Source organism: Laspinema olomoucense D3b, assembly GCF_025370785.1.
Lineage (GTDB): Bacteria > Cyanobacteriota > Cyanobacteriia > Cyanobacteriales > Laspinemataceae > Laspinema > Laspinema olomoucense.
In genome coordinates this window covers 22,883-47,761 of record NZ_JAMXFA010000028.1, presented here as the reverse complement: position 1 = coordinate 47,761, position 24,879 = coordinate 22,883, and the positions used below count along the sequence as shown (strand labels likewise).

The window sequence follows — 24,879 nt, the reverse complement described above, 5'->3', positions numbered from 1 at the left end:
GTGTGTGGATTAGTCTGTGCTAAGGGTGACAGGATTAGATAGGTATCTTTTTCTTGTCTGACTATAAGACGTTGGACTCCGGAAATTGTGAATTTTTTGGAGGTGAGGATGGTTCCAAAGTTCGCTCTTATATAGCGCGTCTAAATCAGTTTGACACCAGGGACCAGGTAGGATAAAATAAAAGTTTATGTACAAAGAGGCTAAAAATCATGGAAGTTACTGCTCAATTAGACAGTATATCAACGGATTTAATTGATTTAACAGAGTTCATTGACAGGACCAATAATATTAGAGAGTGGAAAAAAGGTCAAGCAGTTAGATTGAACCTACAAGGTTTGTCTTATGCAGAAATTAGCCTCATACTAAAGATGTCCTATAGGTCGATTGCTCGGGCCAAAAAAGAATACAAGCAACAAGGAGTTCTGGGATTAAAACTTAAATATAAAGGCTCAAAAAATTATTTAACTGAAGTTCAAAAGAATGAGGTAAAAATTTGGCTACTTGAAAAACCTGAAAGACGAAATATTTCTGAAATTGAAAGACATCTTATCGAAACCTATGATGTAGTCTTTAAATCACCACAAAGCTACTATGATATCTTGAAAAATAGTCAATTAACGTGGCAAAAATCGAATAAACAAAATACTAGAAAAAACCCCGAAGCCATAAAAAAAAGAACCCAAGAGATTGTAGAAATCTTAGAAGAATTCAAGCCAGATATAGAAGCTGGAACCCTATCTGTGTATGCTTTGGACGAATGTCATGTCCAGGGTGATGATGTTTGTAGTTATCTATGGGGTGACTCAAAAGATAGAGAAGTTATAGCTATAAATAACGAACGAGATCGTCAAACTTACTATGGAGCTTTAAATTTACTGACTAATCAGTTTATTGCTAGTCCTTATGGAGCGGGTAATGGGGTAAACACCGTGAAATTTTTGGCAGAACTTAAAGCGGTTCATACTCAAGAAGATTCGGAACAGAAAATTCTGTTAATTTGGGACGGGGCCAGCTATCATAGAGGAGAAGAAATGAAAAAGTTTTTAACATTGCAAAATCATGAAAAAGAGCGACAAGATTGGTCAATTATTTGCGAACGTCTTCCGACTTATGCCCCGGAAGAAAATCCCGTTGAGGGAATTTGGCTACAGGTTAAAAACTTTATTAGGCGCTTCCATTACCGATGCAAGAGTTTTGCTTCAGTAAAACGATTGGTGGAGATTTTCTTCAAATATCAACTTTTTAATCGTCCTAATTTGAAAAAGTACGATGCTTTTGCCAAACTGATTTAGACTCGCTATATTACCATCAAAAGATGGGGAAAAGAGGGCTATCGCAGCGATGGCAATCAAAACCAGAAGCGATCATACCGCATTTTGTCTTTGAAGATTAAGAAGTTAATTAATGGCTCTTAAATGACTCCAGTTCAGAAAAAACATTCGCTTCGATTGGCAACAAGGGCTTAAGGGATGTGGGCGGCTTCCAGACCCTGACGTCTTCTATGCGCTGGTACTCACTCACCATGATACACCGCGATGGTGTTTTACGCGAATCTCCGCTACATGGACGATTGAGTGATTTTGGCACCGACGCGCTGGAAATTGTGGAAGGCGATTAAGGCAGTGAATTAGGTGATGGCAGATTGGCAGGTGGTTTTCCACCCGGACAAGACTTTTATCGGGCGGATATCGCGGGGGTTCAATTTTTGGGAATATCGTTTCGCACCAAAGGATTTGTGGATGGTGCGGGTGACAGTGGAACGGATGATTGAGGGCATTTCCCGGTTTGACGAGCGAGGTGCAGCGGCGAGTCGCATTAGGGATGCGCTCGCCGGTGGTTGAGATGGGTTAGAAGTGCTGTATCGAGGGTTGAGTTTGGGGAGGAAAGGTATGATAACTTTTTCCTCTTTTTATTCCTTCTGTTGCCCTTTTAAAGTCGATTAGTTACAAATAGAGTAACTTTTTTTCCGCTTATCTAGGTACGTTATTTAGGCTATGGTTGTCCTTTCATCTTCTGCCCGTTTCCACTCGTTACCATGTTTTGTTGTTTTTAGTTATCCCTTTATTCTGGATGCTTGTGTCAGGAGTCAGCTTCTGGTTGAAGGTTCGAGTGCCAGATTGGCTATTTCGTTAATTTTTTTATCTCTACCGCGCTTTCCCACTCTCACTTTTGTTGTGCGGATCGTAGTTCTCATATCTGTTGACAAACTGCTCTATTTCTTGATTTAATTTTGGGCTCAGACTGAGTTTATTTTCGATGATTTCCTTATCATCCTTCCCTTTCGGATAGGTTCCTAGTATCCTCAACCATTGCGCCCCACAATTGTCCAGCGTTAATCCTTCGTGAACACAGACTGCTCCTGACAAGACCTCGAATAGGGTGTGGTGCCCGTAGATTCCCGTAAGCACTGAAAGCATCGCAAAGACAGGGAGCAAAGGGTGGGCGTTGGGGATCAATGTGCTGAGCGGTTTTTCGAACATATTCCTGTCTTCCAATTCTTTAACATTGAGAAGATTGGATTTCTTTTCGGCGATTTCTTCTGTTATCAGTTCCGGCGTCGTATGTGAAGCGTAATAGGCTTTCGCTCCTCGTGTCGATGGACCGCAAAACAACGGATATTTTACGGCTTTTTTGTACCATTTTTTGGCAATTTCTATTTCCTCCTGGGATAGATTATTGTTTGTTTCTTCAGCAGTCGCTATTTCAAATGTGAGATATACGGAATTGACGTCTGTTCCCTTCACTGCTTCTCCAAACACCATATGGGATATGATGTCATATGAGCCGGCAAGAATGGGCATGACATCAGTTTTTTGGGGTTGGTCATAATTGAATTTATTGTTTATTTTTGGGTTTTCGGAGACGCCGAACAACTTTACCTTACTTCCGAAGTTGTTATCGTCAGCAAAGAACAACAGCGCCAGCATTGTCCAGTCGTCTGTTTGTGAAAATGCTGAAGTGCTGCCTGCGGAAAATGTCGTCACTTGGCGTGCCTTTTTTCGGTTTTCCGGATCTAATTTATTGATTTTTTCGTTTATCTTATTTTTGACAACCTCCTCTACCGCTGTTTTGTTAAAGATTTGGGCTAACTCTTTCTTGTATTCCTTTACCTGATTGTGGTTATAGAGGAAAACCTGTAACTCTGTTTCTAACGTCATTTTTCTTGTCTCCTTTGGGGGTTACTCTAATTCATTAGACGGTGGGGGGGGTGAGCTTGAATTTTTTTGCGGTTGTCCCACCCCATCGAATACTTGTTCAACAGGATGAAAATTTCATTTCTACTTTCCTTCGACATCTACAAGACGATGGCAGGTTAGGATTTGTGAAACTTTGCGTTAGATTTTTTGCTCTAACCTCTCCTATCAATCGGCAACAGAAGACAAGGATGGGAGTATCTCCTTATCCTCTCCCGGATAAAAATAGAGAGGGTTGATTGATATTTTTTCACCTTATTTTTTTGGGTTTACATCAAGATGACGATTCCATAGAGGGGTTTGTGAATTTTTTGAGTCTGCTGCTTTTCCCCTTCTCTAGCCCATGAACCCACTTTCCATTGAAAAAACCCTTGTGCCACCTGACTTGCAGCGGCTTCACCGCCTCTTCTACCCCTCCGCACACGCCGTATCTTCCCCTGCTGACTCCTACCACTTCAATCCGCCAACTTCGCTCCTCTCGCATTTTCCACCCTCCACTTCGCTCTCACTTGCCTGGAACGCGCTTTCACCGCTCCGATTATCCCGTGCAAACCCCCTCCCTCATGCTGTGCAGGCAACCAAGCTTAGAAAGAATCGAGCCAAAGGACTCTTCTATTCCATCTGCCACCAAGAATGTTCTCAAATAAATCGACGTGAAAATCGATGGGAGCGATTAAAACGGGAGCATCCCGATTTTGTAAAAGGGGAAAAGTATGATACTGTTACCCTTTAGGTTTTACAATTCGCCTTACTTATAGGAGGCGAAAATTTGGCCTAGCTGTAATAAAGCTCGGTTATCAAAATATCTAAAATTAGGGTAATTCTCTAATATTTTCTACAAAATTTCTTAGACTCTATAATAATTCATTGTTCTCTAAGTTTTCTAAAGACTCCGGGAGGCTGTTTTTGTATAAAATTTTGGCGATTTCATCAAACCAGGCTTTTAAACGTTCGCTATCTTCAGGATTCATGCGCAGGGGTGCAGAACAATTTTCTCTATTGTACGTGTTTTTTGCTCAATACCGCTTAAATTACAGAAAAAATTAGTAGTTGATTCCATAGCAGTTTTTGGGAAGGCACTTCGGTTGAAAATGTGTAATATTATATCACCTATTGGATAATTTACAAAAGCGGGATGATCCCGAAGCGCTCACCGCTCCGGGAATGCGATCGCCTCGAAATTTGACTCACTAATCGTCCCGGGTGTAGGATATGAGGTCACGTAATAATTTCACCGATTTTGTTGAGTTAGTTGCCTCAGTCTAGTTCATGCTCAGAACGATGGAACGAGGTCTTTTTGCAAGAGTCGCTATATTTTTGTTCAATCAATTTCAAATATTCGAGTTCAGTTGGAGTGTAAGAGACTTGGCGTTCTAGCAGATTCAAGATTTCCCGTTCAAATGGGTCTAGTTCAGCTAAATCATACAAGCGGTTAATGCGAGCGTTAATTTCCACTAACGCAGGGCGCTCATCAGTTGGAATAGAAATTAAAGATGAATGCTTAAATGTATGAAGTTGCATAGTCATTGTCTGAATATCTCGCAGCCAAACTTCTGCTGTTTTTTCACTCACTTTATGAACTCTACCTGTGCGTCCATCAATTTTATCATCTTCAGGAGCAGAAACTTCCACCAACCCCCCCGACTTAAGCTGTATATGTAAAGCTGGTTTAACACAGAAAGGAGACAAATTTTGTTCCGGCTGACCAGACTTGAAAAAATCTCGCACGGCTTGGGGATTTCTTTGAGCCGTATGAGCCAGGGAGATGACCTCTTTTTTTGAGAGCCTTTTGGTTCGCGTCAAGATGGCGGTCCGGGCAGAATCGCCTGCCGCCTGGGCGATCGCGTCCACTGAAGAAGCAAACTGAGCATCCCGACGAATCGTTGCCGAGGACGTTTTGAATCGTTTGGCCAACTCCTCCGAGGTTTTCAAGTGCTCAAAATGAGCACTTGAAAAACGAGCGCCCCCATGAGAGCGCTTATTGAGTTCATACCAGGTCCCTCGCAGGTAGCTGACTGCCTCTGGGGTAAGGTTCCGTTTCGATAGCTGGTTGGCAATGATCCAGGCTTTGACTTCAGAGCGATCGCCAAAAGGAAGCTCAACCACTCGATAGAGGATCTGGTATGAAGAACAAATCGCATATCGCTGGTATCCATCAACTAGAATAAAGTGTTCCTTCCACACCACCAGAGGATCCCTACAACCCTCTGTACGCAAACTCCTCTGCAACCCCTCCAACTCCTGCACTGATAGGGGTGGAATTAAAATAGCCAATTCAGGATCTAGAATAATCGGCGGCGAAGTCTGCCCTTCTATCAAAGAGGTAGATAGAGTAAGGCTATCTCCTGGGGACACCCGAGCTCTCGTTACCTGCAAGTTCGTTCCCAGTGCTTCCTTGGCCCTAGTGATGGAATGCTGGGGCTTGTTTTGGTCATTCTCATGGATGTACATTTATGTATGTAAATACCCTTGTACTCAAACGATGATTACTAAAAACGGGTTAGAAGAAAACTAAGCTATTCGGTGCTTCCCAGGATTTGTTCACGTTTGCTAAAGTTAAACAAGACCAACCCCACCCCGAACTAAAACCGTCTGCTACTTTCAGCCGGTTATCTAAATTAAACAATCACCAGACTCCTCTGGTTATTTACCCATAGTAAATACATATTTACCCCTAGTGAATTAAATACACAAATCTTAATGTTTATTCATGAAGCCTTTAATGAAACTCTGAAGCGCTACCGCATTAGTGGTCGCGCTTTAGCTGAAGCCGCTGATGTCAGTCAGAGCATGGTTTCCCAGTTTAGACATGGGAAAAAAGGGGTCACCGATGAAATGCTTGACAACCTTCTGCTGGCAATGCAGCAGATTGCACCGGGGTCTCGTAGTTATTTTTGCTCGTTAGTTGCCGGAGAGTCTTTAGGCTCCCTGGGAGTAAAGCAAGTCATTGAGGGAATATCTGAGGAAGAAATTCCCCAGTTGCTGGTGGCGATCGCCTACCGATGGAAAAATACGGAGGGCGGCAAAATGGCAGGCGAATTGCTCACCTTATGAAATTGGATCCTTACTCCGGCAGCTAGAGTGTGAGATTGGTTAATTATCCCAGTCCGTTCCAGCCCCAAAAAGTCTTGCCTATTAACGATTTCAGGGGTTCATTCCTTTTCCTGGGCCTGAGTCCTGAGTCCATGCCCAGATGATGCCATCGCAGCAAGGTTGGTTCTCTTGAGCCGGCGATCGCTCAACTACGAAACCGGTAAGCGCAGCTATGCCGCAGGCAATCGCCTCAACGATAGGGGCCATTTTTGGGGAAAATAGGGCTACTCAGTTTTGAGTTAGGGGCCAGTTATCTGGGAGATTCTGTCAGGATCTCGGTTTGGTATTGGCTGACTTAATCCCGGAACGAAGGGGCGATTTTTTCCGCTCAGTTGCTGCTGAGTGACCGCTCGCCCCGAACAAAAGGGCCATTCTTTATGACTGGCGAAACATTTTCCACCCCTACGAAACCCACCCGAGCACTTATCACCGTTTTGCAAAAAACTGACCGGGGTAATAGCGATCGTCTTTCTCACCGACGAACCCCTAGAAGCGCCGTTGAAAGCTTTCCCCCCAATCAACCTAACCTGATATCAGCGATTGAAACCGGGGGAGAGGAGATTTGATCCGCCAAGAAACCCGGTTTCTGAGTCCCCACGTTCTAGCGAATAAATCCAGTTGAGCTGGGGGCGAGTATAATCAAAACATCACCTGAAAGCTGAATCAGAAACCGATGTCTAATTACCAAGAAATTCTGCATCAAGCTCAAACTCTAACCTCAGATGAGCAAAAACTTCTATTAAAAGACCTAGCCACCCTAGTTTCTCAGGGTGAACCTTCTGAAGAGGTCCAGAACACTACCGAATCACCGCGACTCAACTTAAACCGATGGCGGGGTTTTCTACCCCAGCGCGTCGATGCTCTGAAATTTCAATTAAAACTTCGACAAGAATGGGATGCCGACTAAATACCTTCTCGATACTAATATCCTGATTTATTATTTTAATAATCAGCCCGAAGTTCAGGATGTATTTGAGGCAATTGACACCCGAAAAGCAGAGGGATATTACTGTCCAATTACTTGGGTCGAGTTGCTTTGTTACCCTGGACTAACCGAAGAACAAGCCAATGAAATGCGAGTATTTTTAAGGCTAATTAACTGCGTATCATTGACCGAATCTATTTTAGATAATGCGGCGATAATTAGACGAACTTATCGCTTAAAACTGGCTGATGGTATCATTGCCGCTTGTGCTTTAGTTACCGGATGTATTTTAGTAACTCGCAATGTTGATGATTTTAAGCGCGTTGATGGGTTAAGTCTATGGAATCCCTTCGATAAGTGATGCCATCAAGAAACCGGGTTTTTGCGACCGTTTTAACCCCGGGGATTTCATTCTAAACAACTCCTTAATTTTGAGCGGCACTGTTGAATAGATTTTTAGACCCCATATAAAAGCAATCTATGGGGGTGCAACGACCTCTACCCCGGGTAAAAAAAACGTGAGAGTTTTCTGGGTAATAAAACCTGTTAACAAGTTTTAGAATAGAGCCAGAGTTACTGAGTTGAGCGATGAAACCGAAAGGAGGGCGGGGCAAGATAGCGCCCTACCAAACCAAGTTGATGAGGGTGCCGGTGCCGGTGGAGTTGCAGGTGATGCAACTGTGCGATCGCTACCGTGAGTTTATCGAAGGTGGGGGGAATCCCCAAGAACCGCCACCGATGCTGGAGTCTCGTTTGCTCTCGGGTAAAACTGGGCGAAAAGACCTGCGGGTATCGCTGCGCTTACCGCAACTGATTGAGGAAGTCGCACCCCTGGCGTTCGAGGTGATTGGCACGACTGGGGAAGATTGGGCCGCTAAGTTGAACGAGTTCCTGGAGGAATTAGCTATTGCGATCGCCACCATCAAGCAGCAGACCGAACCCAAACCCGAGCCAGTCCCCGAGCCAGCGCCGCAACCAGAACCGCAACCCGAGCCAGTCCCCGAACCCGAGCCAACCAAACCGCGCTCCAAACATGAGCAAATCTGGGACGAGTTGAACGAACGACAGCAGACTTATCTCAAGCAGATTTTCGAGATTGACCAGGACCGGGAGGAGTCCGAGCGTGGTGCTTGGAATCGTGGAGATCGGCCTCGTCCTGCTGATGAGTGGCGCTGGATTGAGTATCTGGAGCTATTCGGAAACTCATCCCAACTCAGGCAGAAACTCAAAACAGCGGGAGTCGTTGACCCGGGGACTGGCAGCACGTTCAAGGCACTCGCCACCCGCAATCTGATTGAAATTGACTACTGCTATCCAGTGAAAGACTGGTTCAAGTGCAAACTGACTCGCCTGGGACGGGCTGTCGTGCGGGCTGGATTGGGTATCCAGTCGGCAAAAAAACTGCCACCTCGGACACTCCGTGATTATCAGTGGAAGGCGCTCGTAGCAGCGTGGCAAGCTGGTGATGAAGGATTGAGGCCAGACGGGGAACGCTCGGGAGATTATGGCGGCCACAGTTGGCAACATTGTTGGCTGCGGCTGCGGGCTTGGGATGACAAGATGCGTTACGGCAGGAATGGGCTAGTTCGGGAGTTCCACAAAGACTTGAAAGTGTATCTGGGAATCACCGAAGAAGGACGCAAATTCTACCGGGAAAACCGGCAGAAATATCGCGAACTTTATCCCGAGGTGGAAGCACCAGAACCCGAGTGAATCGGATGCCCTCGCCTCGAACCTGTAGCGGTCCAACCGTTGGCGGCTTCCACTCCTTGCATCACGTTACTCCTCCGATTCTTGTTCTGCTTTAACTGGGCGTGGTTTTGGCTTCGGTTGGGGAGGTTTTGCCTGCTTGGACTTAGTTTTAGAGGGGGTGGCCTTTGACTTAGAGGGGGTGGCGTTCTTTCTTTTCTCCTTTTGGACGGTGGCTTTATCGTCGTTAGATGCCTTAAAAAACTTAGGTGCTTTCTCTAGGGGTGGCGCGAGTAAGGCCACAAACTCAAACCCGTCTTTCGCCGGGATAAACTTCGCTTTGAGTTGCAGAAACAGTGGACGACCTTGCTCCTCTTTTTCGAGTTTAGGGTTAAACCGGAATGGCTTAAAGGGCGCGTCTTTCCATATCAACGGCACATGGGTCGCTTTCATGAAATTGACCTTTTTCTTAGCCGCAACTGCTTCATCTAATTTTTTCAAATTCTGGTGGATGGCTTCGTCAAAATTGCGGAATACCGAGATGACCGGAACCCGACAAACTGGGATGAACTGCCACAACCCAGACAGCTTAAACTCAAAATCTTCTAGCTCCGTGGAGATGGCGGAGGATGCCGGGTCTTTCTCAAAACCAACCAACTGAAAAGCAAGCTGATGGGGTTGGTCCTGCTTCGGGAAGTGCATCACCTTCGGATAAACAATGAGCCGTTGCGTGGTACTTCCCGACTGTTTTATCTCTAGTTTTAAGGCAACCATCGCCGACATCAACCTGGGCTTGAACAAGAGTCGATATTCCTTACCGCCCACCGTAACTTTTGCCATAATACTCCCCTCCTCAAAGCTAACTTCACCGGGGAGGATGCCGACGGCTTGAAAAAATGCGCCCTTATGTTCGGGTTCCTGTTCAGTTGTTTCAGCCGTTTCTAATTCGCTTGACGCTTCAGTTGTTTCGGCCTCTTCTAAATCGGCTGGCGCTTCAGTTGTTTCAGCCTCTTCTAAATTGGGTGGAGTGGGTTTGAGTTTACGTTTAGCGCTCATTGTTTAGGCGGGTTTTTCTTTGCTAGTATGATAACGAAAATTGCCAGATTTATTTCAGAATCACCGAAGTTTTTCGGGTTGAATGTCTGGGCAAAGCAACCAAAAAAACTCAACGGCTACTTCACCGCAACGAGCTTTCAAAACTCCAACTTCTGCACCGCCGCCCGCTTGGTCTCTTCCCCCCGTCGGTCATACCGAGTAGTCGTCGAAGGCGAGGAATGTCCCGCGAGTTGCTGCACCGTGAAGGGATCGACATTGGCAGCGAGGAGGTCGGTGCAGAACGTGCGCCTAAAATCATGGGGGGAACAGCGCTCAATTTGAGCGTTGGCCGCCAACTTCCGCACGACTTTGTACACCGTATCTGGAGTCAGCGCCTTGAGTTGGACTCGCCCGAATCGGTTGACCGGACAAAGCAACGGCCCGGGTTCGCGCCCTCTAACTTGGAGCCAACTCTCCACAACCGGGACCAACTTACCCGCCAAGTAAACTATCCTATCCTTGTCCCGCTTCCCCGCAATCACTTCGATAATCCCCGTATCAGGATGGTAATCTTTCAATTGCAGATTAACCAACTCCTCCCGCCTAATGCCCGTACCGCGCAGGATAACAATCAAGGCGGCATCGCGCAGATTCAGCGGGGTGTCAGACTTTTGGCACTCATGCAGCATCGCGGCGAGTTCATCCGAGGCGATCGCCCGCCCTTTGAGGTTTTTTTTAGGAACATCAATGCGCGGCAAATCCGCAGCACGGGCATAGTCTTCATGGGACATTAACCCCAGCCGCCACGCTTCTTGGAGAGTTCGCCGCAGAGCACAGAGCATCTTGGCGACAGTAGCGGGAGCCAACCGAGCCAACAAAGCCGAACGAACCGCAGCGGTGTGGTGGTAGCGCAACTTGGACCAGTCTAGGGTCAAGGCATCGCATGAGCCATTGGTGAGCAGTGCGGCAATATGGTCAAGTGCTTGCCGCATGGTGACTTGGGAAGTTTTGCCCAGACTGGCTAAATAAACCGCCGCCGGTTGTTGCGTGAGGGGGACTGGCTCAAGCAACCGCAACGGCTCTCCCTCTTCAATAAACTGTTGCAGGTCGTCCATGACTCACCGCCAACTGATTCCTAAATTGTAAGCAACGGGGGAACGTCAGGAGTGAAGTGGCGGATAAAACTTAACAAGACTCTGTGGAACTGGCATTCTCAATTATCATTGGCTAACCATATCGTTTTGAGGAAGTTTAAACTCAATCCCTTGCCTGCTGGGGGCGAAAGACTCTTCAACGGGTCCGGTCTTCCCGGAAACCTGAGCGCTAACTCCAGAGAGGCCCCTCAGAGGGGTTGTGCTGTCAGTAGCACTGAGACAACACTGACTGAATGCCCCGGACGAGCGGTATGATGGGAGACTACGGCACTTTTACAGCACACTCGAAGCATGGCAGCGTCAACGAAACGGATTGTGGGTTATTTGCCGGTGGAATACCACAACCGGCTTAGGCAGTACATGGACGAAGAAAACCTGGGCGAAAGCGCGGCCCTGGTCCAAATCTTGCGCGAGTTTTTTGATGGCAGACAGCAGAATCCTGAGATAGAATCGCTGCGAGGGCAACTGACTCAGTTACAGCAACGGGTGGCGGTGGTGGAAGCTGTCCTGAGTTCCGGGGGCAGAGGCAGCAGGGGGCGCAACTCCATGCCAGTGATGAGAGAACCCATCAAACCGAAAGCTCTGACCACAGCGGAACTGGCGGAACGATTGAAGGTGGCACGCAAGGAAATTGACGAGGCAGTGCTGCAAGGTGTCGAGGAATTCAAGAAATGGAGTCGTAGTCGGGACCCGGCTTTGATTCGCTGGGAGAAACGGGGCGAGTTGTTCCACCAGGTGGAGCGCTGAGGCGGTAGGAGCAAAGCAACTGCCTCTGAACGAACCCAGCCAAACTGTAATGGCTTGCAGGTTCCAATACCAGTGTTGAGTCAGGCTTTTTGCGATTCCCTACGGGATAGCTGATGCTTACCGCCAAGTGTCTGCTTGAGGAGAATCGCCTCTGGATTAATCGCGGCAAAGTGAAATGGTTTACAGTTTCTCAGGCCAGTGTTGCAAGTGGGGCGAGGCTCCTAACAGTGATTGAGTCGGTTGCCTGACCGACGGATTGACTGGTAAGCGCAGCTATGCCTACTTGCGATCGCCCCAAAAGAAGGACTCGCAAATAGGGGTGTTCTGTTTTGAGTCGGGGCCAGTTGGTGCGGATGCCGTGAAAGTGCAATGGGTTTCAGGTTGTGGGGATGGGTGCGGATGAAGTTGGGAAGCAACGGGGGATGCCGCACAGCGTAGCTATGCCCCCCGGGCTTATCGCCTAACGCATCCAGGAAAAATCAGCTAGTCTGTCCCTTATTCAAGGTGAACACAAGTCGCTATTTTTATAGGAAAACCAGATTTGATAGGACTTCTGTTCACCCAGGCCAAGTCTTATCCAGTCTGGTAAGGAGCGATTTTGCTAGAGCAGGACGAGCGGAACGGGCGATCTAGATGCAACAGGCGTCAAGGTTATCCCCCTGTTCAGGCGACTGGTTTTCGGCGGACTGACCGATCACCAGAAAGCACCGGAACGATTCTACTCAATCCCACCTAGCCCCATGCTGAAACTGGAGGGGTCTCGTTTTGGTGGCGATTGCAAGTAGGCATAGCTGATGCTTACCGGCACTGAGAAGCTGGAGGGATTGGTAGGTGATTTATTTGGGTGGGACTGGAGTTTAGGGGTCTTGTTTTGGTGGCGATTGCAAGTAGGCATAGCTACGCTTACCAGCACTTCAAGCAGACTGTTGCTCGGCTTGGAGCGCCTCCAGCAACTCTTCATCGGAGTAGGATTTTTCCCACTCGCCCTCTAGCTGAATTCGTACCGATTTTGCCCCACCATCGGGAGTGCAAACCACCCAATAAGCATTACTGGCCCCCTTGACTTGAGCGGCTTCGCGGTTTTCAGGCTCATCCGAAAGACCCGCATAAGCCTGAATACAGGTCCATGTAATCCCATCAGCGTCCGTAACTTCTCGCGTCATTGTTTGATACTCCTCATTATTACCTCTACTTTATGCCCCGGCTATTTTTCATGCCTCTGTCCCAGTATTGATTTAGGGGTGACCCGAAAACGGCTCCCCGTTTGCAAATTCACCCCACGGTAGAAAGTCTCGGAACGATTTACCTTCGTGGGTCAGGTCCGGATCATAGTCCGGACAGCTATTTTCCTTGAAATCATTGATATAGGGTTGCACCTAGCCAAAAGTACAGGTTATTTCCTGAACCCGAGTCTAATGTAAAACTGTACTTCAGACTAGATATGATTTAGATTTTTGTGTTTATGATTGAGTCAGCTTGCAAAAAAATCTATTTGCGCTTTAAAATGCCCGATTTTAATTAATCAGTTTCTAATCTATAGAGAGCAAATTTAAATGAGCTTAAAATTATTTTAAAAGTGGTATTAATATGCTTTTATTTTTTAATTTAGCTCTTTTTAATCCGCAGCAAAACATAAGGCTACTGGATGCAGTAGCCTAAAATATTAAAGATAAAATTCGCTTTGTTGGTTATCCCTGCTAAATTGAGACCCACTCAATTCAAATAAACTCTTACTCTAACTACAAAAAACCCAAATCATCGCTCCACTTATCCAGTAGCTCAAAGAGATACCCCTCTAATCTACAAAAATTTGTAACCCACTATATAGAGCAAAAATTCTTCTAAAATTAGGATGCCATACCATGATAACAATTGATTTGCCACCCCTTTCTAATACTTTAGGGTTTGTATCCCTAATCTGCTACGTTCTCAGTTTATTGCCTACAATTCTGAGGGTAGTATTTCCCAAAACAAAAAAAAATAGGATTCCCAAGTTCTTGCTCAAGCATCGGCGCACTATTGGCATTTTGGCTTTTATTTTTGCTTTAGGACACGGATATATTTTGGTCAAAAAAAGAGATGTTGATTTTTTTGATTTAAAAACCTTATGGATTTATATTCAAGGAGTTATTACGTTTGGAATTTTCACATTATTAACCATCACTTCTAATGATTGGAGCGTTAAAAAGCTGAAAAAGAATTGGAAGCGGTTGCATCAACTGACTTACCTGGCAATGTTTCTACTAACTTGGCATATTTGGGATAAGATGTCGGGTCATTGGACGTATATAACGCCGGTTGGTGTAATTATGATTACGGGCATCACTATTTTATTTTTAGTTCGTCGCTGGAAAGAATGGCAGGTAGAATAACAGAAAAAGAATAAATCTGTCACTCCTAAGTTGGCCAGTTATATATAAAGGCAAGCACGGATGATTTTACAAAAAAACTCCTGGAAATATGCAGCCGTATTGGGATTAACGAGTTTAACGGCTATGGTGGGAATGAGTCATTTAAAATTTCCCCGGACATTGCACCCGATGATTTCTGCTTCTGAGCATTCTGCTTTAACTAATCCGAACCGCACATTGGTAGGACATTCCGTCTGGATTCATGCAGTGGCAATCGCACCCGATGGCAAAATATTAGCGAGTGGCAGTTATGACGGCAGAATTAAAATTTGGAATTTAGAAACTGGCAAATTACAGCAGAGCATTTCGGCACATTCTAATGCAGTGGAATCCTTAAGTATTTCACCCAATGGTAAGCATCTTGTCAGTGGCAGTTGGGATAAGCGAGTGAAGCTGTGGAATTTACAAACCGGCAAGCTGGTTCAGACGTTTAAGGGTCATACTGATGACGTCAAGGCAGTGGCGATCGCACCGGATGGCAAAACGATCGCCAGCGGCAGTACCGATAAAACCATTAAAATTTGGAATTTGCAAGGCGATCCCCTTGCCACTCTACAGGATGCTGACTGGGTAAGAGCGCTCTCGTTCACTCCCGATGGTAAGTATCTCCTGAGTGGTTGTGAAGATGGCACTATTGGGATTTGGCAACTTCAGGACAGTCAAAAAATCCTCACCATCCAAGCACATTCTGATGTGGTGCGAACAATCTCCGTAAGTCCGGATGGGAATATTTTCGCCAGTGGCAGCGACGATCGCACCATTAAACTTTGGAACGCCAGGGAGCGCAGCATCCTACATACTCTTACAGGACATTCTCATACCGTACACTCGGTGACCATGAGTCCCGATGGTAGGACCTTAGTCAGTGGCAGTCACGATCGCACGGTGAAACTGTGGAATGCGTCTGAGGGTAAACTTCTCGATACTATGCAAGCTCATACTAAATCTGTGCGATCGGTAGCATTTAGTCCCGATGGACAGCAGTTTGCCAGTGCCAGTAGTGACGAAACGATTAAATTGTGGCGGATGTCAACCCATTCTGATCCCGAATCTGAGTCTACACTGGCATCGGTCCCTCCAAAAATTCCCACAGAGATTACCGATCGCAAGGGATTAGCACAGTTAAATCAAATTCTCTACGAGCAGATTGATCGGGCTTGGCAATCGGTGGAATTTACAGAAATTTTAGCCTATCGTGTTACGGTACATCAAGATGGCGTGATTTCCAGCTATCAACCGCTAGATCAATCGGCTGCCGATTTGCTCACCTACACCCCTTTAACAAATTTACGCACTGAGCAAAGTAAAGCAGATTTCGCTCATTTCCATCTCGTGTTGCTTCCTACAGGTGCGATTGAAGTTACTCCCTGGTTCGGATGGCACAATTAAACCCTTTGGGCTGTGATTCGATTTCCTTCAATCCCTTTCGTCAGCGAGTGATTGTTAGCAAACTAGACATCGTATCCTATTTCACATAGAGTGCGATTCGTTCTGGAGAAACCCAGATTTGTGGGGGAATTCCAGGCTTGGATACGGAATCCGGAATTCAAAAGTCACACACAAATTAGGCATAAGTAAGGCACTGATAGTTCACGCTTTAGGACCCTATGAGTGACAAAGAACGTTTTGGGCTTTTATTTTTTGGAGTTCCCTAAACCCGGTCTGTGTATTTCGACAATAAAGTAGGCGGGGAACAGCAGTAAATTAACCACAGATTTCACCGATTTTCACAGATTTTTTTCTGTATCATTTGTGTCATCTGTGGTTTAAGAATTAGATGGGGACGATACCTCGTTTGACAGCAACGATCGCTGCTTGGGTGCGATCGCGAACGCCAAGTTTTCCTAAGATATTGTTAACATGGAATTTGACGGTGCTTTCGCTAATTTTTAATTGGTGACTGATTTGCTGGTTGGTTTCTCCGGCAATTATCAGACGGATGACTTGTAGTTCGCGATCGCTGAGTTGAGAAGATTCTAGGCGATCGGATAGTTTTTCTCCGACTGCCGAGGGAATATACTTTTTGCCGAGGGTGACTCGGCGAATGGCGGTGATCAGTTCATCGGGTTCTGTATCTTTGAGTAAATAGCCTTTGGCACCGGCTTGTAATCCTCGGTAGATGTCTTCATCCCCATCATAAGTGGTAAGCACGATAATTCGCGCCTCGGGACATTCTCCACAAATCTGGGTGATGGCTGTGACGCCATCCATTTGCGGCATTCGCAGATCCATCAGGATGACATCGGGTTGGTGGAGGCGAAAGCAGGCGATCGCTTCTTCCCCGTTGCCAGCTTGCGCCACGACTTTAAAATCGGGTTCTTGTTCGAGTAATGCCACTAAACCCTGACGGACAATTGGATGATCGTCAGCTATTACAATGTGAATGATATCGGATTGATTGATCATGATTTAACCCCTGAATTGTTACACCTTATCCCTAGAGCATCACTAGAGTCGGAGGGAAACAAACCGGGTTGATTAAGAGATTCATGCTGACTTGACAACCCATTTGGGTGGTGCAACCCGGTTTTTTGTCTTCCTACGTTTTGAAGACTGAAGGGAGGCCCCTAGATAGTGTAATCCTAAAATGGCCGTTAAGGGTGAGGGGATTCTACGGGCAGGGAAACGATGATTTCCGTTCCTTGTCCGAGCTGACTGTCGATGGCTAATTTTGCCCCGAGGCGATCGGCTCTTTCTCGCATTCCCATCAATCCAAAACCACTCTTTAAAGCCAAATGTTGTAAGACAAATCCCTGACCATTATCTTTCACTCGTAAACAAAACTCTCCGGGATGATAAAGGAGCTTAATTTCAATTAAAGTCGCCTGAGCATATTTGAAGGCATTGGTTAAGGCTTCTTGGGCGATTCGGAGGAAATGATTTTCGACTTCTGAGGGAAGGGAATAGGGGGAACCCACGGTTTCTAAGGTGGTTTTAATGTCGGGATTTCCAGACATTTGGCGGGTCAGTTTATAGAGGGCACTATATAAATCCCCCTGTTCTAATAGTTGGGGACGTAAGGCTTGGACTGATCGCCTTGCTTCTGTGAGTCCAGAACGAGCGAGTTCGCACACGGTTCTGAGATGTTCGGGAACTTGCTGGGGTGCGAGGGTGACGGCGCGTTCTGCTGCGCCTAAATGGATGATAATGCCGGTAAAAGATTGGGCTAAGGTATCATGAATTTCCCGCGCCATGCGATTGCGTTCTTCTAAGCGAGAGGCTTCTTCTGCTTGCAGGCGATCGCGAATATCCTGTCCAATTCCTAAGCGTTTTCCATCACTCAGGGTCATAAACATCCAAGCGTTATCAATTTGACTTCCCCCGCGAGTGGTTAATTTAAAATCCTGCCATTTTCCCGTCGCCAATTGCCAATGTTCTCTGAGTTGTTTCCAATCTTGTGTATCCGGATAGCATTCTGCTAATAAATTAACGCCTTTTAATTCTTCTTGAGACCATCCCAAAACAGACTCAAATTTCCGATTGACAAATTGCACCAGGTGATGTTCATCGTAAAGCACCACCATCACCGGAATCCGGTCAAAAATAGTTTGTAAAAGCTCGTTTTGTTGGCGCAAGGCTTCTTCCACTTTCCGCCGTTCCGTCAGTTCTTGACCCAATTGTTTATTCCGGGCATTCAGTTCTTGCGTCAGTTGCCTCATTCGCAACTGAGTCTCGATTCTGACTAAAACTTCCTGCTCATTAAAAGGTTTAGTAATATAGTCTACTCCACCCAGAGAAAAAGCTTTAATTTTATCGAAAATTTCCTGCAAGGCGCTAATAAATATAATGGGAATATCTTGAGTCTGTTCAGAGGCTTTGAGTTGTTTACAGACTTGATATCCATCCATCTGGGGCATCATAATATCGAGCAAAATCAAGTCGGGTAGATTGGATTCGATAAATTTTAAGGCTAATTTGCCACTGGGGGCTAAATTAAGGTTATAACCGGCTTGGCCTAAAATACCACTTAACAGATTCAGATTATCAGGACTATCATCAATGATTAAAATGGTGGGTTTAGGATCCAAGCTTAAATCAAGATTCATAATTCATCGTTAGTATTTGATAATATATCTAATACTAGCTCATACTGAAACTGTTTCAGATGAAAGGCAAGCGCATTGCCTAGGGGCGGATTCTGTTGAGTGATTTGTTCCGTGAGGGTTTGCATCTGGTCCCCATCCAGATTGATAATCGCGGTTTGCAGTTGGCGGGTTAACCCGAAAGGCAACTGGGACAATGCTTCCGGGGTCAGCGCATTCAGATCCAGTTTCGGGGTTCCGGGGTCTGGATGGAGGGTTTCAAACACAAATTTGACTCCAATATGTTTCTGTAGCATATCAAAAACTTGGTTTTGGCGAAAGGGTTTACGAATAAAATCATCACAGCCTGTCGAAAGGACCATTGCTTTTTCTTCCTCAAAGGTACTGGCGGTGATGGCAATGATGGCGGTTCCTTGACCCTGGGTGGTGGCTTTGATCCGTTGGGTGGTTTCATAACCATCCATCACCGGCATCCGCATATCCATAAAAATTAAATGAGGCGAGTATCGTTCCCAGATTTCTAGGGCTTTTTTGCCATTTTCTGCCTCGTATATTTCAAAGCCCAAGGGGGAAAGGAGTTGCCGCAGAAGTTGCCGATTATCCCATCGGTCATCTACAATTAAGAGTCGATAAATCGGCTGATTGGGTTCAAGAGAAATAGCTTCTTGGCTTGAAGTTTCAGGAGAGCATTCGGTAGATTTCCCGGGATAAACTGGGATATTAAATTTTAAAATGGTTCCGCAACCCACCTGTGAACTGACGGTCATTTGTCCCCCCATTAACTGCACAAAAGAATGGGCGATGGTTAATCCTAATCCCGTACCTTGTTGAGAATTTTGTCCGGTTCTAGTTTGCACAAAGGGTTGAAAAAGTAGGGTAACTTCTTCAGGGGCAATGCCCTCTCCCGTGTCTTCTATTTCAAAATCAATCACTAAGGGTTCTGAGAATGATTCTGAGCCAGAGGATAAATATGAACTTTGCTCCCGGAATGGGCTTGAGGGAGCAATCCTCACTCGGACTGAAACACCGCCCTCTTGAGTAAATTTAAGGGCATTATTAATCAGATTAATTAAAACTTGTCGTAATTTGACTTCATCGGTCCACACATATTGCGGCACTTCCGCTGTACGTTCGACTAACAGCTGTAATCGCTTACTTTCTGCCTGAAACTGAAACATCTCTTCCAAGTCATCTAGCAAGCGATGAAGGTTAAAGTTAGTTTCATGGAGGGTGGCGCGTCCCGCTTCTATTTTAGAGAGGTCTAGAACTTGGTTAATTAAGCTGAGTAAATGTTCGCCGCTCCGGGTGATAATTCCCAGATATTCTTGATGTTCTAAGGAGAGCGTTGAGGACCGATTGAGGAGTTGAGAAAAGCCTAAGATAACATTCAGGGGCGTTCGCAATTCATGGCTCATATTGGATAAAAAGATGCTTTTAGCGCGATTCGCTGCTTGAGCGGCTTCCTCTGCTCGTTGTCGTTCAATAATTTCTCGTTGGAGTTCTTGGGTGCGATCGCTGACTTGTTGCTCTAAGGTCCGATTGTAATCCGCTAACAGGTTTTCCGCTTGTTTGCGCTTAGTAATATCCTGAAAGGTAGCTACAGCATAATTAATTTTTCCCAGATCATCTACAATGGGGGTACTAGATACTTCGATGGAAATAACTTTATTGGAGTGATGCAGTTCCATATCATCAACAGTAACCGTTTCCCCGGCTAAGGAACGCACAATTGGCATTTTTTCTGTGGGATATAATTGCTTGGTTCCGGCCACATAAACCTGAGAAATTTCAGAAAATTGTTGATAATTAAGGTCAAAAATTGTATCAAATCCACTAAGTTTCTTAGAGATAGGATTGGCATAAGTGACTTGTCCGCTTGTATCCACGACAGTGACCCCAATCGGCATGGCATCGATAAATTGAGTCAGGCGACTTTCCCGTTCCTTGACTTCACCATAGAGTTTGGCATTGGCGATCGCGATCGCCGCTTGTCCCGAGAGTAGCTGCAACACTTCCAGGCGCTCGGGGGTAAAAGCGTGAGCGGTTATGCCATTTTCCAGATAAACAATGGCGGTAAGTTTTCCTTGATGCAGCAAAGCTGCACACAAAATTGACTTAGGTTGACGAGTCTGGATATAAGGGTCCTGGGTAAAGTTTCCCTCTTGGGTGGCGTCGTTAAGGACTACGGTTTCTCCCGTTCTTGCCACATAGCTGACAATGGATTGTGGCAGTTTCTGAAAACCTTGCATGGGGTGAGACTGTATCGCTGTGTTCTCTTCATTCCCCTCCACCCCTTCTGCTTCAATGACTAATTCTCCTTGATGCTCTAAAATTAAGTACCCTTTTTGTGCACCAATATTTTCTCGGAGAATATTCATTAACTTAGAACCCAGTTTATGGAAAACCATCTCTCCTGAAATGGCTTCTGAAGCTTTCATAATCGTCGCCATATCCAACGCCGAACTGGAATGACTCCCCGTGGTGGAAATTGGGCTAGAGATATCCGGATTACTGGGTTTTGCAATCGTCAATAACTCCGGATATTTGGCTTGTAAATCCTTGACTTTTGCTAAAGCCCCCCATAACTTATAGGAATACAGGGCTTCTTGCATATAGGCTTTAGCAATTAATTCTTTCCCTTGAGATAAGTAGAATTTAGCAGCGAGTTCATAAGCTAAAGCCGCTTCTTGGATATATTCGTTTTTTTTGGCCCCAGCAATAGCGCGATCATAGTAGTCCATCGCTTCAACAACCCGCTTTAACACGCGGGCTTTTTCAGCTTCTACTAAATCATATTTATGTTGAAAATTAACCGGGGCAGTTTTTACCCATTTTTGTAATTTAATTTGATTAGCATTAACCGACTCTATTAAATAATCAATATTCGTGTTCACTTCTTTTGGAAATATACTCAGAGTAACCAAAGAGTCATAAAACAAAAACACCGGAACATAAATCATCCCCAGCATTTTATCTAAATCTTGCTTTGCGAGTTTTGCATATTCGTGCGATTTAGCGCAATCATCAAATAAATAATATAAAATCAAACAATTTAAATGAACAACAAAAGCATCTAGTTTATTAAGAGTTTGAGAAAAAGTGAAAATATTTTGACTGTCTATCTTTTTATTGATTGGACTAAATTTATTCGTCAAACTCATCAGAACGTTCTGACAGAAAAATAAATGATTATTTAAGCTAGTTTTGGCTTCCCCCTCGCTCATAGTCTGACTGCAAATATCGAGTTCTTGTTGAAGTTTATTCAGTTCTAATCCACTAAAATATAAATACTGGCATTGATGATAACCGATAGCAATTGCCAGATATAAATGCCCCGTTTTTATTCCACTAATATAGGCTTCTTGCAGAGGTTCTATAGATTTTCTAAGATGGGATTTACAATGAACTAGGCATAACCCAATACCCACTAATATATAGGTAGATAATTCTCTAGTTTTTAATTTTTTTAATAAATCTAACGATATCATTCCAAATTTGTAAGCCGTTTCAAAATCATCGAACATTTTATTTGAAAGACAACCGTAACCCGTATAAGCAATAGTGGTCCAAGGAGTTTGGCTATAGTTAATTGCTCGCTTCATTTGTTCACAAACAACTAATCCCCACAAATTCCAAGAAACTAAAGAAGCCGAAGAAGCTACTGTGGATAAAATCTTCATTATCGCTAAATCGTGAGGGTCTGTCATTTCCGGTAAATTCAAAAAATATTTAGCTGTTTTATTCCCCACTCTTCTTTTTATTTCTTCTATCTTTTTCTTCAAATATGAGGGAGGCGGCGAATCGGGAAAATCTACCCCTAATAGTTTTAATCCTTTTAATCCAACTTGAACAGCTTGGATAAAATCATGTTGAGCCATACAACCTTGAATTTTTAGTTCATAAGCTATCACGTTAGTGAGAATATTTTTGCCTTTTTCAAGCAAAATATTAATTAAATAGTTCATTTGCTGAAAATTTAAACATAAATAACTAATTGTGGCTGCTTCTTGATATAATGTTAAAGTCAATTCATACTGAACTTCCCAACTATCCGACCCTAATAATTTTATACCTGCGTTTAAGTATTCTGCTGCAGCTTTATAAGCAAAAGCAGTTTTAGCCTTTTGAGCAGCCATTAGGTTTAAGGAAGCTAATTCATATTTTTGGGATTGATTGGACAATAAGCTTTGAGCTAAATTCAAATTATTGACGATATTAAATATTTTTTCTTTTTGTTGGCTTTTAGGGGTATTTTCAAGAAGAATTCTTCCAATAAATTGATGCAAGTAAGGTTTTTCTTGCTTTACAATTAGAGAATAAGCAGCTTGTTGAATTCGGTCGTGAACAAATTGGTATTCTAGGGAATGATTCAGGGATAACGTTCCGGCGATCGCCAATTCAATATCCCCTAAGTTTCCGAGGGGGACCACTAAATTTTCTCTAATTGCTGAATACAGCTCATCCGCCGTTTCGGAAATTGATTTTTCTAAGATTAAAGATAGCATCTCTAATTCAAAATGATTACCCAAACAAGCCGCTATTTTTAAAATTTGCTGCGTTTCCTCCGGCAATTTTTTAATTTTTATCGCCATCAGTTCAACCACATTATTGGTAAATTTTTGAGCTTGAATTTGCTCTAGGCTCCATTCCCAACTTAAACTCTTATTATCAAATCTCAAAAATTGATTTGCATATAATGACCCGATAAACTCTTTTATAAAAAACGGATTGCTTCCTGTTTTTAGACAAATTAACTCGGATAAAGATTGAACTTGATTGGTTCTAAAATGCAGAGTTTCAGCCATTAGCTGCGTGACACTTTCTACGTTCAAAGGAGACAAATAAATTTGAGTAATTCTTGTGTTAGATTTAGCGATTTTTTCCACGGTCAACATTAAGGGATGGGTGCGAGAAACCTCAGCATCCCGATATGCACCAATGACAAACAGCCCAGGAGAGCGATAACTCATCAGGTGTTGCAGCAAAGTCAAAGATGCACTATCAGACCACTGTAAATCATCTAAAAATATCACCAAAGGATGATCTGAGTTGGCAAAAACTTTAATGAAATTTTGAAAGACTAAATTAAATCGGTTTTGAGCTTCAGTCCACTGCAACTCTATCACAGCAGGCTGGGGTCCGAGGATTAATTCAATTTCAGGAATCACTTCAACAATCACTTGGACATTGTTTCCCAGAGCTTCTAAAAGTCTTAGTCGCCAATCTTGTAGCTGTGCTTCGCTTTCACAAAGCAGTTGTTTGACTAATTCTTGAAACGCATTAACCAGTGCGCTATAGGGAATATTCCGCTGATACTGGTCAAATTTTCCCGAAATAAAATAACCCCGTTTTAGAGTAAGCGGCTTATACAGCTCTTGGACTAAAGCAGTCTTACCAATCCCCGAATAGCCGGAAATCAGCATGAGTTCACTCTGCCGTGAAACTCGCTCAAATGCCCCTAATAAGGTTTCAATTTCTACTTCTCTTCCATATAGTTTTTGGGAAATTTGCAATCGTTCACAGATATCTCGCTCTCCCGGTACAATTTCTTCGATCGCCCCATTGGCTTCTAATTGCATTAGGCAGCAAACTAAATCCGCTTGAATGCCCCAAGCACTTTGATATCGGTCCTCCGCTGTTTTTGCAATCAGCTTCATCACAATATCAGAAAGGGGTTTTGGGATGTTGGAATCTACTTGATATGGCGATATCGGTTGCTTGGCAATATGACAGTGGACTAATTCTAAAGCATCAGTGGTATTAAAGGGTAGCCTTCCGGTAAGCAGTTCATAAAACGTCATTCCCAAAGAATAAAAATCCGTGCGATAATCCAGGGAGCGATTCATTCTGCCGGTTTGTTCCGGCGACATATAGGACAAAGTTCCTTCTAAAATATTCGGATTTTTTAAGGGGGTATGCTCTCCTTTTAAGTCAGTAGAAATCCCAAAATCAATAATTTTAAGTTCCCCGGTAGTGGGATTATAAACAATATTAGACGGATTAATATCTTTATGAATAATGTTAGCCGAATGAATTTGGCCGAGACTTTCCGCTGTGGCGATCGCAATTTCCAGGAACTCTTCCAGAGAAAATGGTTTCTCCTGCATCCAAATTTTCAAAGATTCCCCACCAAAGTCCTCAACAGACATCACTAAAGTATTTTTATAGGGTTCCAAACTTTCGGCCTGAATGCAACCCGGTAAGTTTAAAGACTTAGTAATTTGGTATTCCGTGCGATAACGAGCCAGTTCTTGTGGGGTGGGATAATTTTCTTTCAGTACCTTCAGGATAACTGGACGATTATCCACCTTTCTCAGGGCGCGATAGACCAGGGAGTTGGCACTTTCGTAGATTTGAGCAATAACTTCAAAGCCAGGAAAAGTCAGCATATCAAAATCATTCTCCTGAAAAGATAGAGCGGAGGGAATCCGTCTTTAAGCTAAATTGTGGCAATGACTTTAAAGCATCTTAACTGTAGTCCAAGATGCTTAGAGCAAGTATTTTAGTGTTTAGGGAAAAAGATAACATAAGCTGGACATTTTGCCCAGGGGGTTTTACCCCTCATTTCTTAACTTTAATGAAAGGTCA

General features: G+C 44.3%; 18 protein-coding genes. 9 read left to right on the top strand and 9 right to left on the bottom strand.

What is annotated here, in order from left to right; all coding sequences use genetic code 11:
- The first annotated feature begins 209 nt into the window (after positions 1 to 209).
- Together NG792_RS19255 and NG792_RS19250 are read left to right on the top strand one after the other, a co-directional pair.
- Positions 210 to 1,292, top strand: a complete 1,083-nt coding sequence (locus NG792_RS19255; protein WP_261236460.1) for an IS630 family transposase — start codon at positions 210 to 212, stop codon at positions 1,290 to 1,292.
- A 342-nt stretch (positions 1,293 to 1,634) separates the two neighbouring features.
- Positions 1,635 to 1,841, top strand: a complete 207-nt coding sequence (locus NG792_RS19250; RefSeq protein ID WP_261236459.1) for a hypothetical protein — start codon at positions 1,635 to 1,637, stop codon at positions 1,839 to 1,841.
- A 303-nt stretch (positions 1,842 to 2,144) separates the two neighbouring features.
- Here NG792_RS19250 and NG792_RS19245 read toward each other — a convergent pair whose 3' ends face one another.
- The 3 genes from NG792_RS19245 to NG792_RS19235 form a co-directional block, all read right to left on the bottom strand.
- Positions 2,145 to 3,158: a hypothetical protein gene (locus NG792_RS19245; protein ID WP_261236458.1), complete on the bottom strand. Its 1,014-nt coding sequence runs from the start codon at positions 3,156 to 3,158 to the stop codon at positions 2,145 to 2,147.
- A gap of 305 nt (positions 3,159 to 3,463) precedes the next feature.
- The gene (locus NG792_RS19240; protein WP_261236457.1) at positions 3,464 to 3,616 is read right to left on the bottom strand and encodes a hypothetical protein; all 153 of its coding nucleotides are present in this window, start codon (positions 3,614 to 3,616) and stop codon (positions 3,464 to 3,466) included.
- A gap of 835 nt (positions 3,617 to 4,451) precedes the next feature.
- On the bottom strand, positions 4,452 to 5,378 hold the full coding sequence (locus NG792_RS19235; RefSeq protein WP_261236456.1) for a hypothetical protein: 927 nt from the start codon (positions 5,376 to 5,378) through the stop codon (positions 4,452 to 4,454).
- A gap of 516 nt (positions 5,379 to 5,894) precedes the next feature.
- Between NG792_RS19235 and NG792_RS19230 the strand changes: the two genes are divergently transcribed.
- The 4 genes from NG792_RS19230 to NG792_RS19215 all read left to right on the top strand — a co-directional run bounded on the left by NG792_RS19230 (position 5,895) and on the right by NG792_RS19215 (position 8,925).
- Positions 5,895 to 6,248, top strand: coding sequence for a helix-turn-helix domain-containing protein (locus tag NG792_RS19230; protein ID WP_261236455.1), 354 nt, complete (start codon positions 5,895 to 5,897; stop codon positions 6,246 to 6,248).
- Positions 6,249 to 6,960: 712 nt separating this feature from the next.
- Positions 6,961 to 7,194, top strand: coding sequence for a hypothetical protein (locus tag NG792_RS19225; protein WP_261236454.1), 234 nt, complete (start codon positions 6,961 to 6,963; stop codon positions 7,192 to 7,194).
- A complete protein-coding gene (locus NG792_RS19220; RefSeq protein ID WP_261236453.1) occupies positions 7,184 to 7,573 on the top strand; it encodes a type II toxin-antitoxin system VapC family toxin in 390 nt (129 codons plus the stop codon). Before NG792_RS19225 ends, NG792_RS19220 begins: the two co-directional genes overlap by 11 nt.
- Positions 7,574 to 7,800: 227 nt before the next feature.
- The gene (locus tag NG792_RS19215) at positions 7,801 to 8,925 is read left to right on the top strand and encodes a hypothetical protein (RefSeq protein ID WP_261236452.1); all 1,125 of its coding nucleotides are present in this window, start codon (positions 7,801 to 7,803) and stop codon (positions 8,923 to 8,925) included.
- Between the two features lie 66 nt (positions 8,926 to 8,991).
- On the opposite strand, the gene NG792_RS19210 is transcribed toward NG792_RS19215, so the two are convergent.
- Positions 8,992 to 9,957 carry a hypothetical protein gene (locus NG792_RS19210; protein WP_261236451.1) on the bottom strand — a complete coding sequence of 322 codons (966 nt, stop codon included), beginning with the start codon at positions 9,955 to 9,957 and terminating at the stop codon, positions 8,992 to 8,994.
- Positions 9,958 to 10,094: 137 nt separating this feature from the next.
- The gene (locus NG792_RS19205) at positions 10,095 to 11,051 is read right to left on the bottom strand and encodes a tyrosine-type recombinase/integrase (protein WP_261236450.1); all 957 of its coding nucleotides are present in this window, start codon (positions 11,049 to 11,051) and stop codon (positions 10,095 to 10,097) included.
- 330 nt (positions 11,052 to 11,381) lie between these two features.
- Here NG792_RS19205 and NG792_RS19200 point away from each other — a divergent pair, with 330 nt between their 5' ends.
- Positions 11,382 to 11,837 carry a hypothetical protein gene (locus NG792_RS19200; RefSeq protein WP_261236449.1) on the top strand — a complete coding sequence of 152 codons (456 nt, stop codon included), beginning with the start codon at positions 11,382 to 11,384 and terminating at the stop codon, positions 11,835 to 11,837.
- Positions 11,838 to 12,751: 914 nt separating this feature from the next.
- On the opposite strand, the gene NG792_RS19195 is transcribed toward NG792_RS19200, so the two are convergent.
- Positions 12,752 to 13,000 (bottom strand): hypothetical protein, encoded by a 249-nt coding sequence (locus tag NG792_RS19195; RefSeq protein ID WP_261236448.1) that lies wholly within the window; start codon positions 12,998 to 13,000, stop codon positions 12,752 to 12,754.
- Between the two features lie 699 nt (positions 13,001 to 13,699).
- Between NG792_RS19195 and NG792_RS19190 the strand changes: the two genes are divergently transcribed.
- Together NG792_RS19190 and NG792_RS19185 are read left to right on the top strand one after the other, a co-directional pair.
- Positions 13,700 to 14,209 (top strand): ferric reductase-like transmembrane domain-containing protein, encoded by a 510-nt coding sequence (locus NG792_RS19190; RefSeq protein ID WP_261236446.1) that lies wholly within the window; start codon positions 13,700 to 13,702, stop codon positions 14,207 to 14,209.
- A gap of 60 nt (positions 14,210 to 14,269) precedes the next feature.
- Positions 14,270 to 15,637: a WD40 repeat domain-containing protein gene (locus NG792_RS19185; RefSeq protein ID WP_261236445.1), complete on the top strand. Its 1,368-nt coding sequence runs from the start codon at positions 14,270 to 14,272 to the stop codon at positions 15,635 to 15,637.
- A 384-nt stretch (positions 15,638 to 16,021) separates the two neighbouring features.
- On the opposite strand, the gene NG792_RS19180 is transcribed toward NG792_RS19185, so the two are convergent.
- From NG792_RS19180 to NG792_RS19170, 3 genes are all read right to left on the bottom strand, one after another.
- Positions 16,022 to 16,654: a response regulator gene (locus tag NG792_RS19180; protein WP_263012784.1), complete on the bottom strand. Its 633-nt coding sequence runs from the start codon at positions 16,652 to 16,654 to the stop codon at positions 16,022 to 16,024.
- Between the two features lie 188 nt (positions 16,655 to 16,842).
- On the bottom strand, positions 16,843 to 18,294 hold the full coding sequence (locus NG792_RS19175) for a hybrid sensor histidine kinase/response regulator (protein WP_261236444.1): 1,452 nt from the start codon (positions 18,292 to 18,294) through the stop codon (positions 16,843 to 16,845).
- A complete protein-coding gene (locus tag NG792_RS19170) occupies positions 18,291 to 24,680 on the bottom strand; it encodes an AAA family ATPase (protein ID WP_261236443.1) in 6,390 nt (2,129 codons plus the stop codon). Before NG792_RS19170 ends, NG792_RS19175 begins: the two co-directional genes overlap by 4 nt.
- Positions 24,681 to 24,879 lie beyond the last annotated feature (199 nt).

Bases quoted from the DNA above. Each gene is read 5' to 3' on its own strand.
- NG792_RS19255 (WP_261236460.1), top strand. From the start codon at position 210: ATGGAAGTTACTGCTCAATTAGACAGTATATCAACGGATTTAATTGAT.
- NG792_RS19170 (WP_261236443.1), bottom strand. From the start codon at position 24,680: ATGCTGACTTTTCCTGGCTTTGAAGTTATTGCTCAAATCTACGAAAGT.
- NG792_RS19200 (WP_261236449.1), top strand. From the start codon at position 11,382: ATGGCAGCGTCAACGAAACGGATTGTGGGTTATTTGCCGGTGGAATAC.
- NG792_RS19175 (WP_261236444.1), bottom strand. From the start codon at position 18,294: ATGAATCTTGATTTAAGCTTGGATCCTAAACCCACCATTTTAATCATT.
- NG792_RS19215 (WP_261236452.1), top strand. From the start codon at position 7,801: ATGAAACCGAAAGGAGGGCGGGGCAAGATAGCGCCCTACCAAACCAAG.
- NG792_RS19205 (WP_261236450.1), bottom strand. From the start codon at position 11,051: ATGGACGACCTGCAACAGTTTATTGAAGAGGGAGAGCCGTTGCGGTTG.
- NG792_RS19250 (WP_261236459.1), top strand. From the start codon at position 1,635: ATGGCAGATTGGCAGGTGGTTTTCCACCCGGACAAGACTTTTATCGGG.
- NG792_RS19180 (WP_263012784.1), bottom strand. From the start codon at position 16,654: ATGATCAATCAATCCGATATCATTCACATTGTAATAGCTGACGATCAT.
- NG792_RS19195 (WP_261236448.1), bottom strand. From the start codon at position 13,000: ATGACGCGAGAAGTTACGGACGCTGATGGGATTACATGGACCTGTATT.
- NG792_RS19185 (WP_261236445.1), top strand. From the start codon at position 14,270: ATGATTTTACAAAAAAACTCCTGGAAATATGCAGCCGTATTGGGATTA.
- NG792_RS19225 (WP_261236454.1), top strand. From the start codon at position 6,961: ATGTCTAATTACCAAGAAATTCTGCATCAAGCTCAAACTCTAACCTCA.
- NG792_RS19210 (WP_261236451.1), bottom strand. From the start codon at position 9,957: ATGAGCGCTAAACGTAAACTCAAACCCACTCCACCCAATTTAGAAGAG.
- NG792_RS19230 (WP_261236455.1), top strand. From the start codon at position 5,895: ATGTTTATTCATGAAGCCTTTAATGAAACTCTGAAGCGCTACCGCATT.
- NG792_RS19220 (WP_261236453.1), top strand. From the start codon at position 7,184: ATGCCGACTAAATACCTTCTCGATACTAATATCCTGATTTATTATTTT.
- NG792_RS19245 (WP_261236458.1), bottom strand. From the start codon at position 3,158: ATGACGTTAGAAACAGAGTTACAGGTTTTCCTCTATAACCACAATCAG.
- NG792_RS19190 (WP_261236446.1), top strand. From the start codon at position 13,700: ATGATAACAATTGATTTGCCACCCCTTTCTAATACTTTAGGGTTTGTA.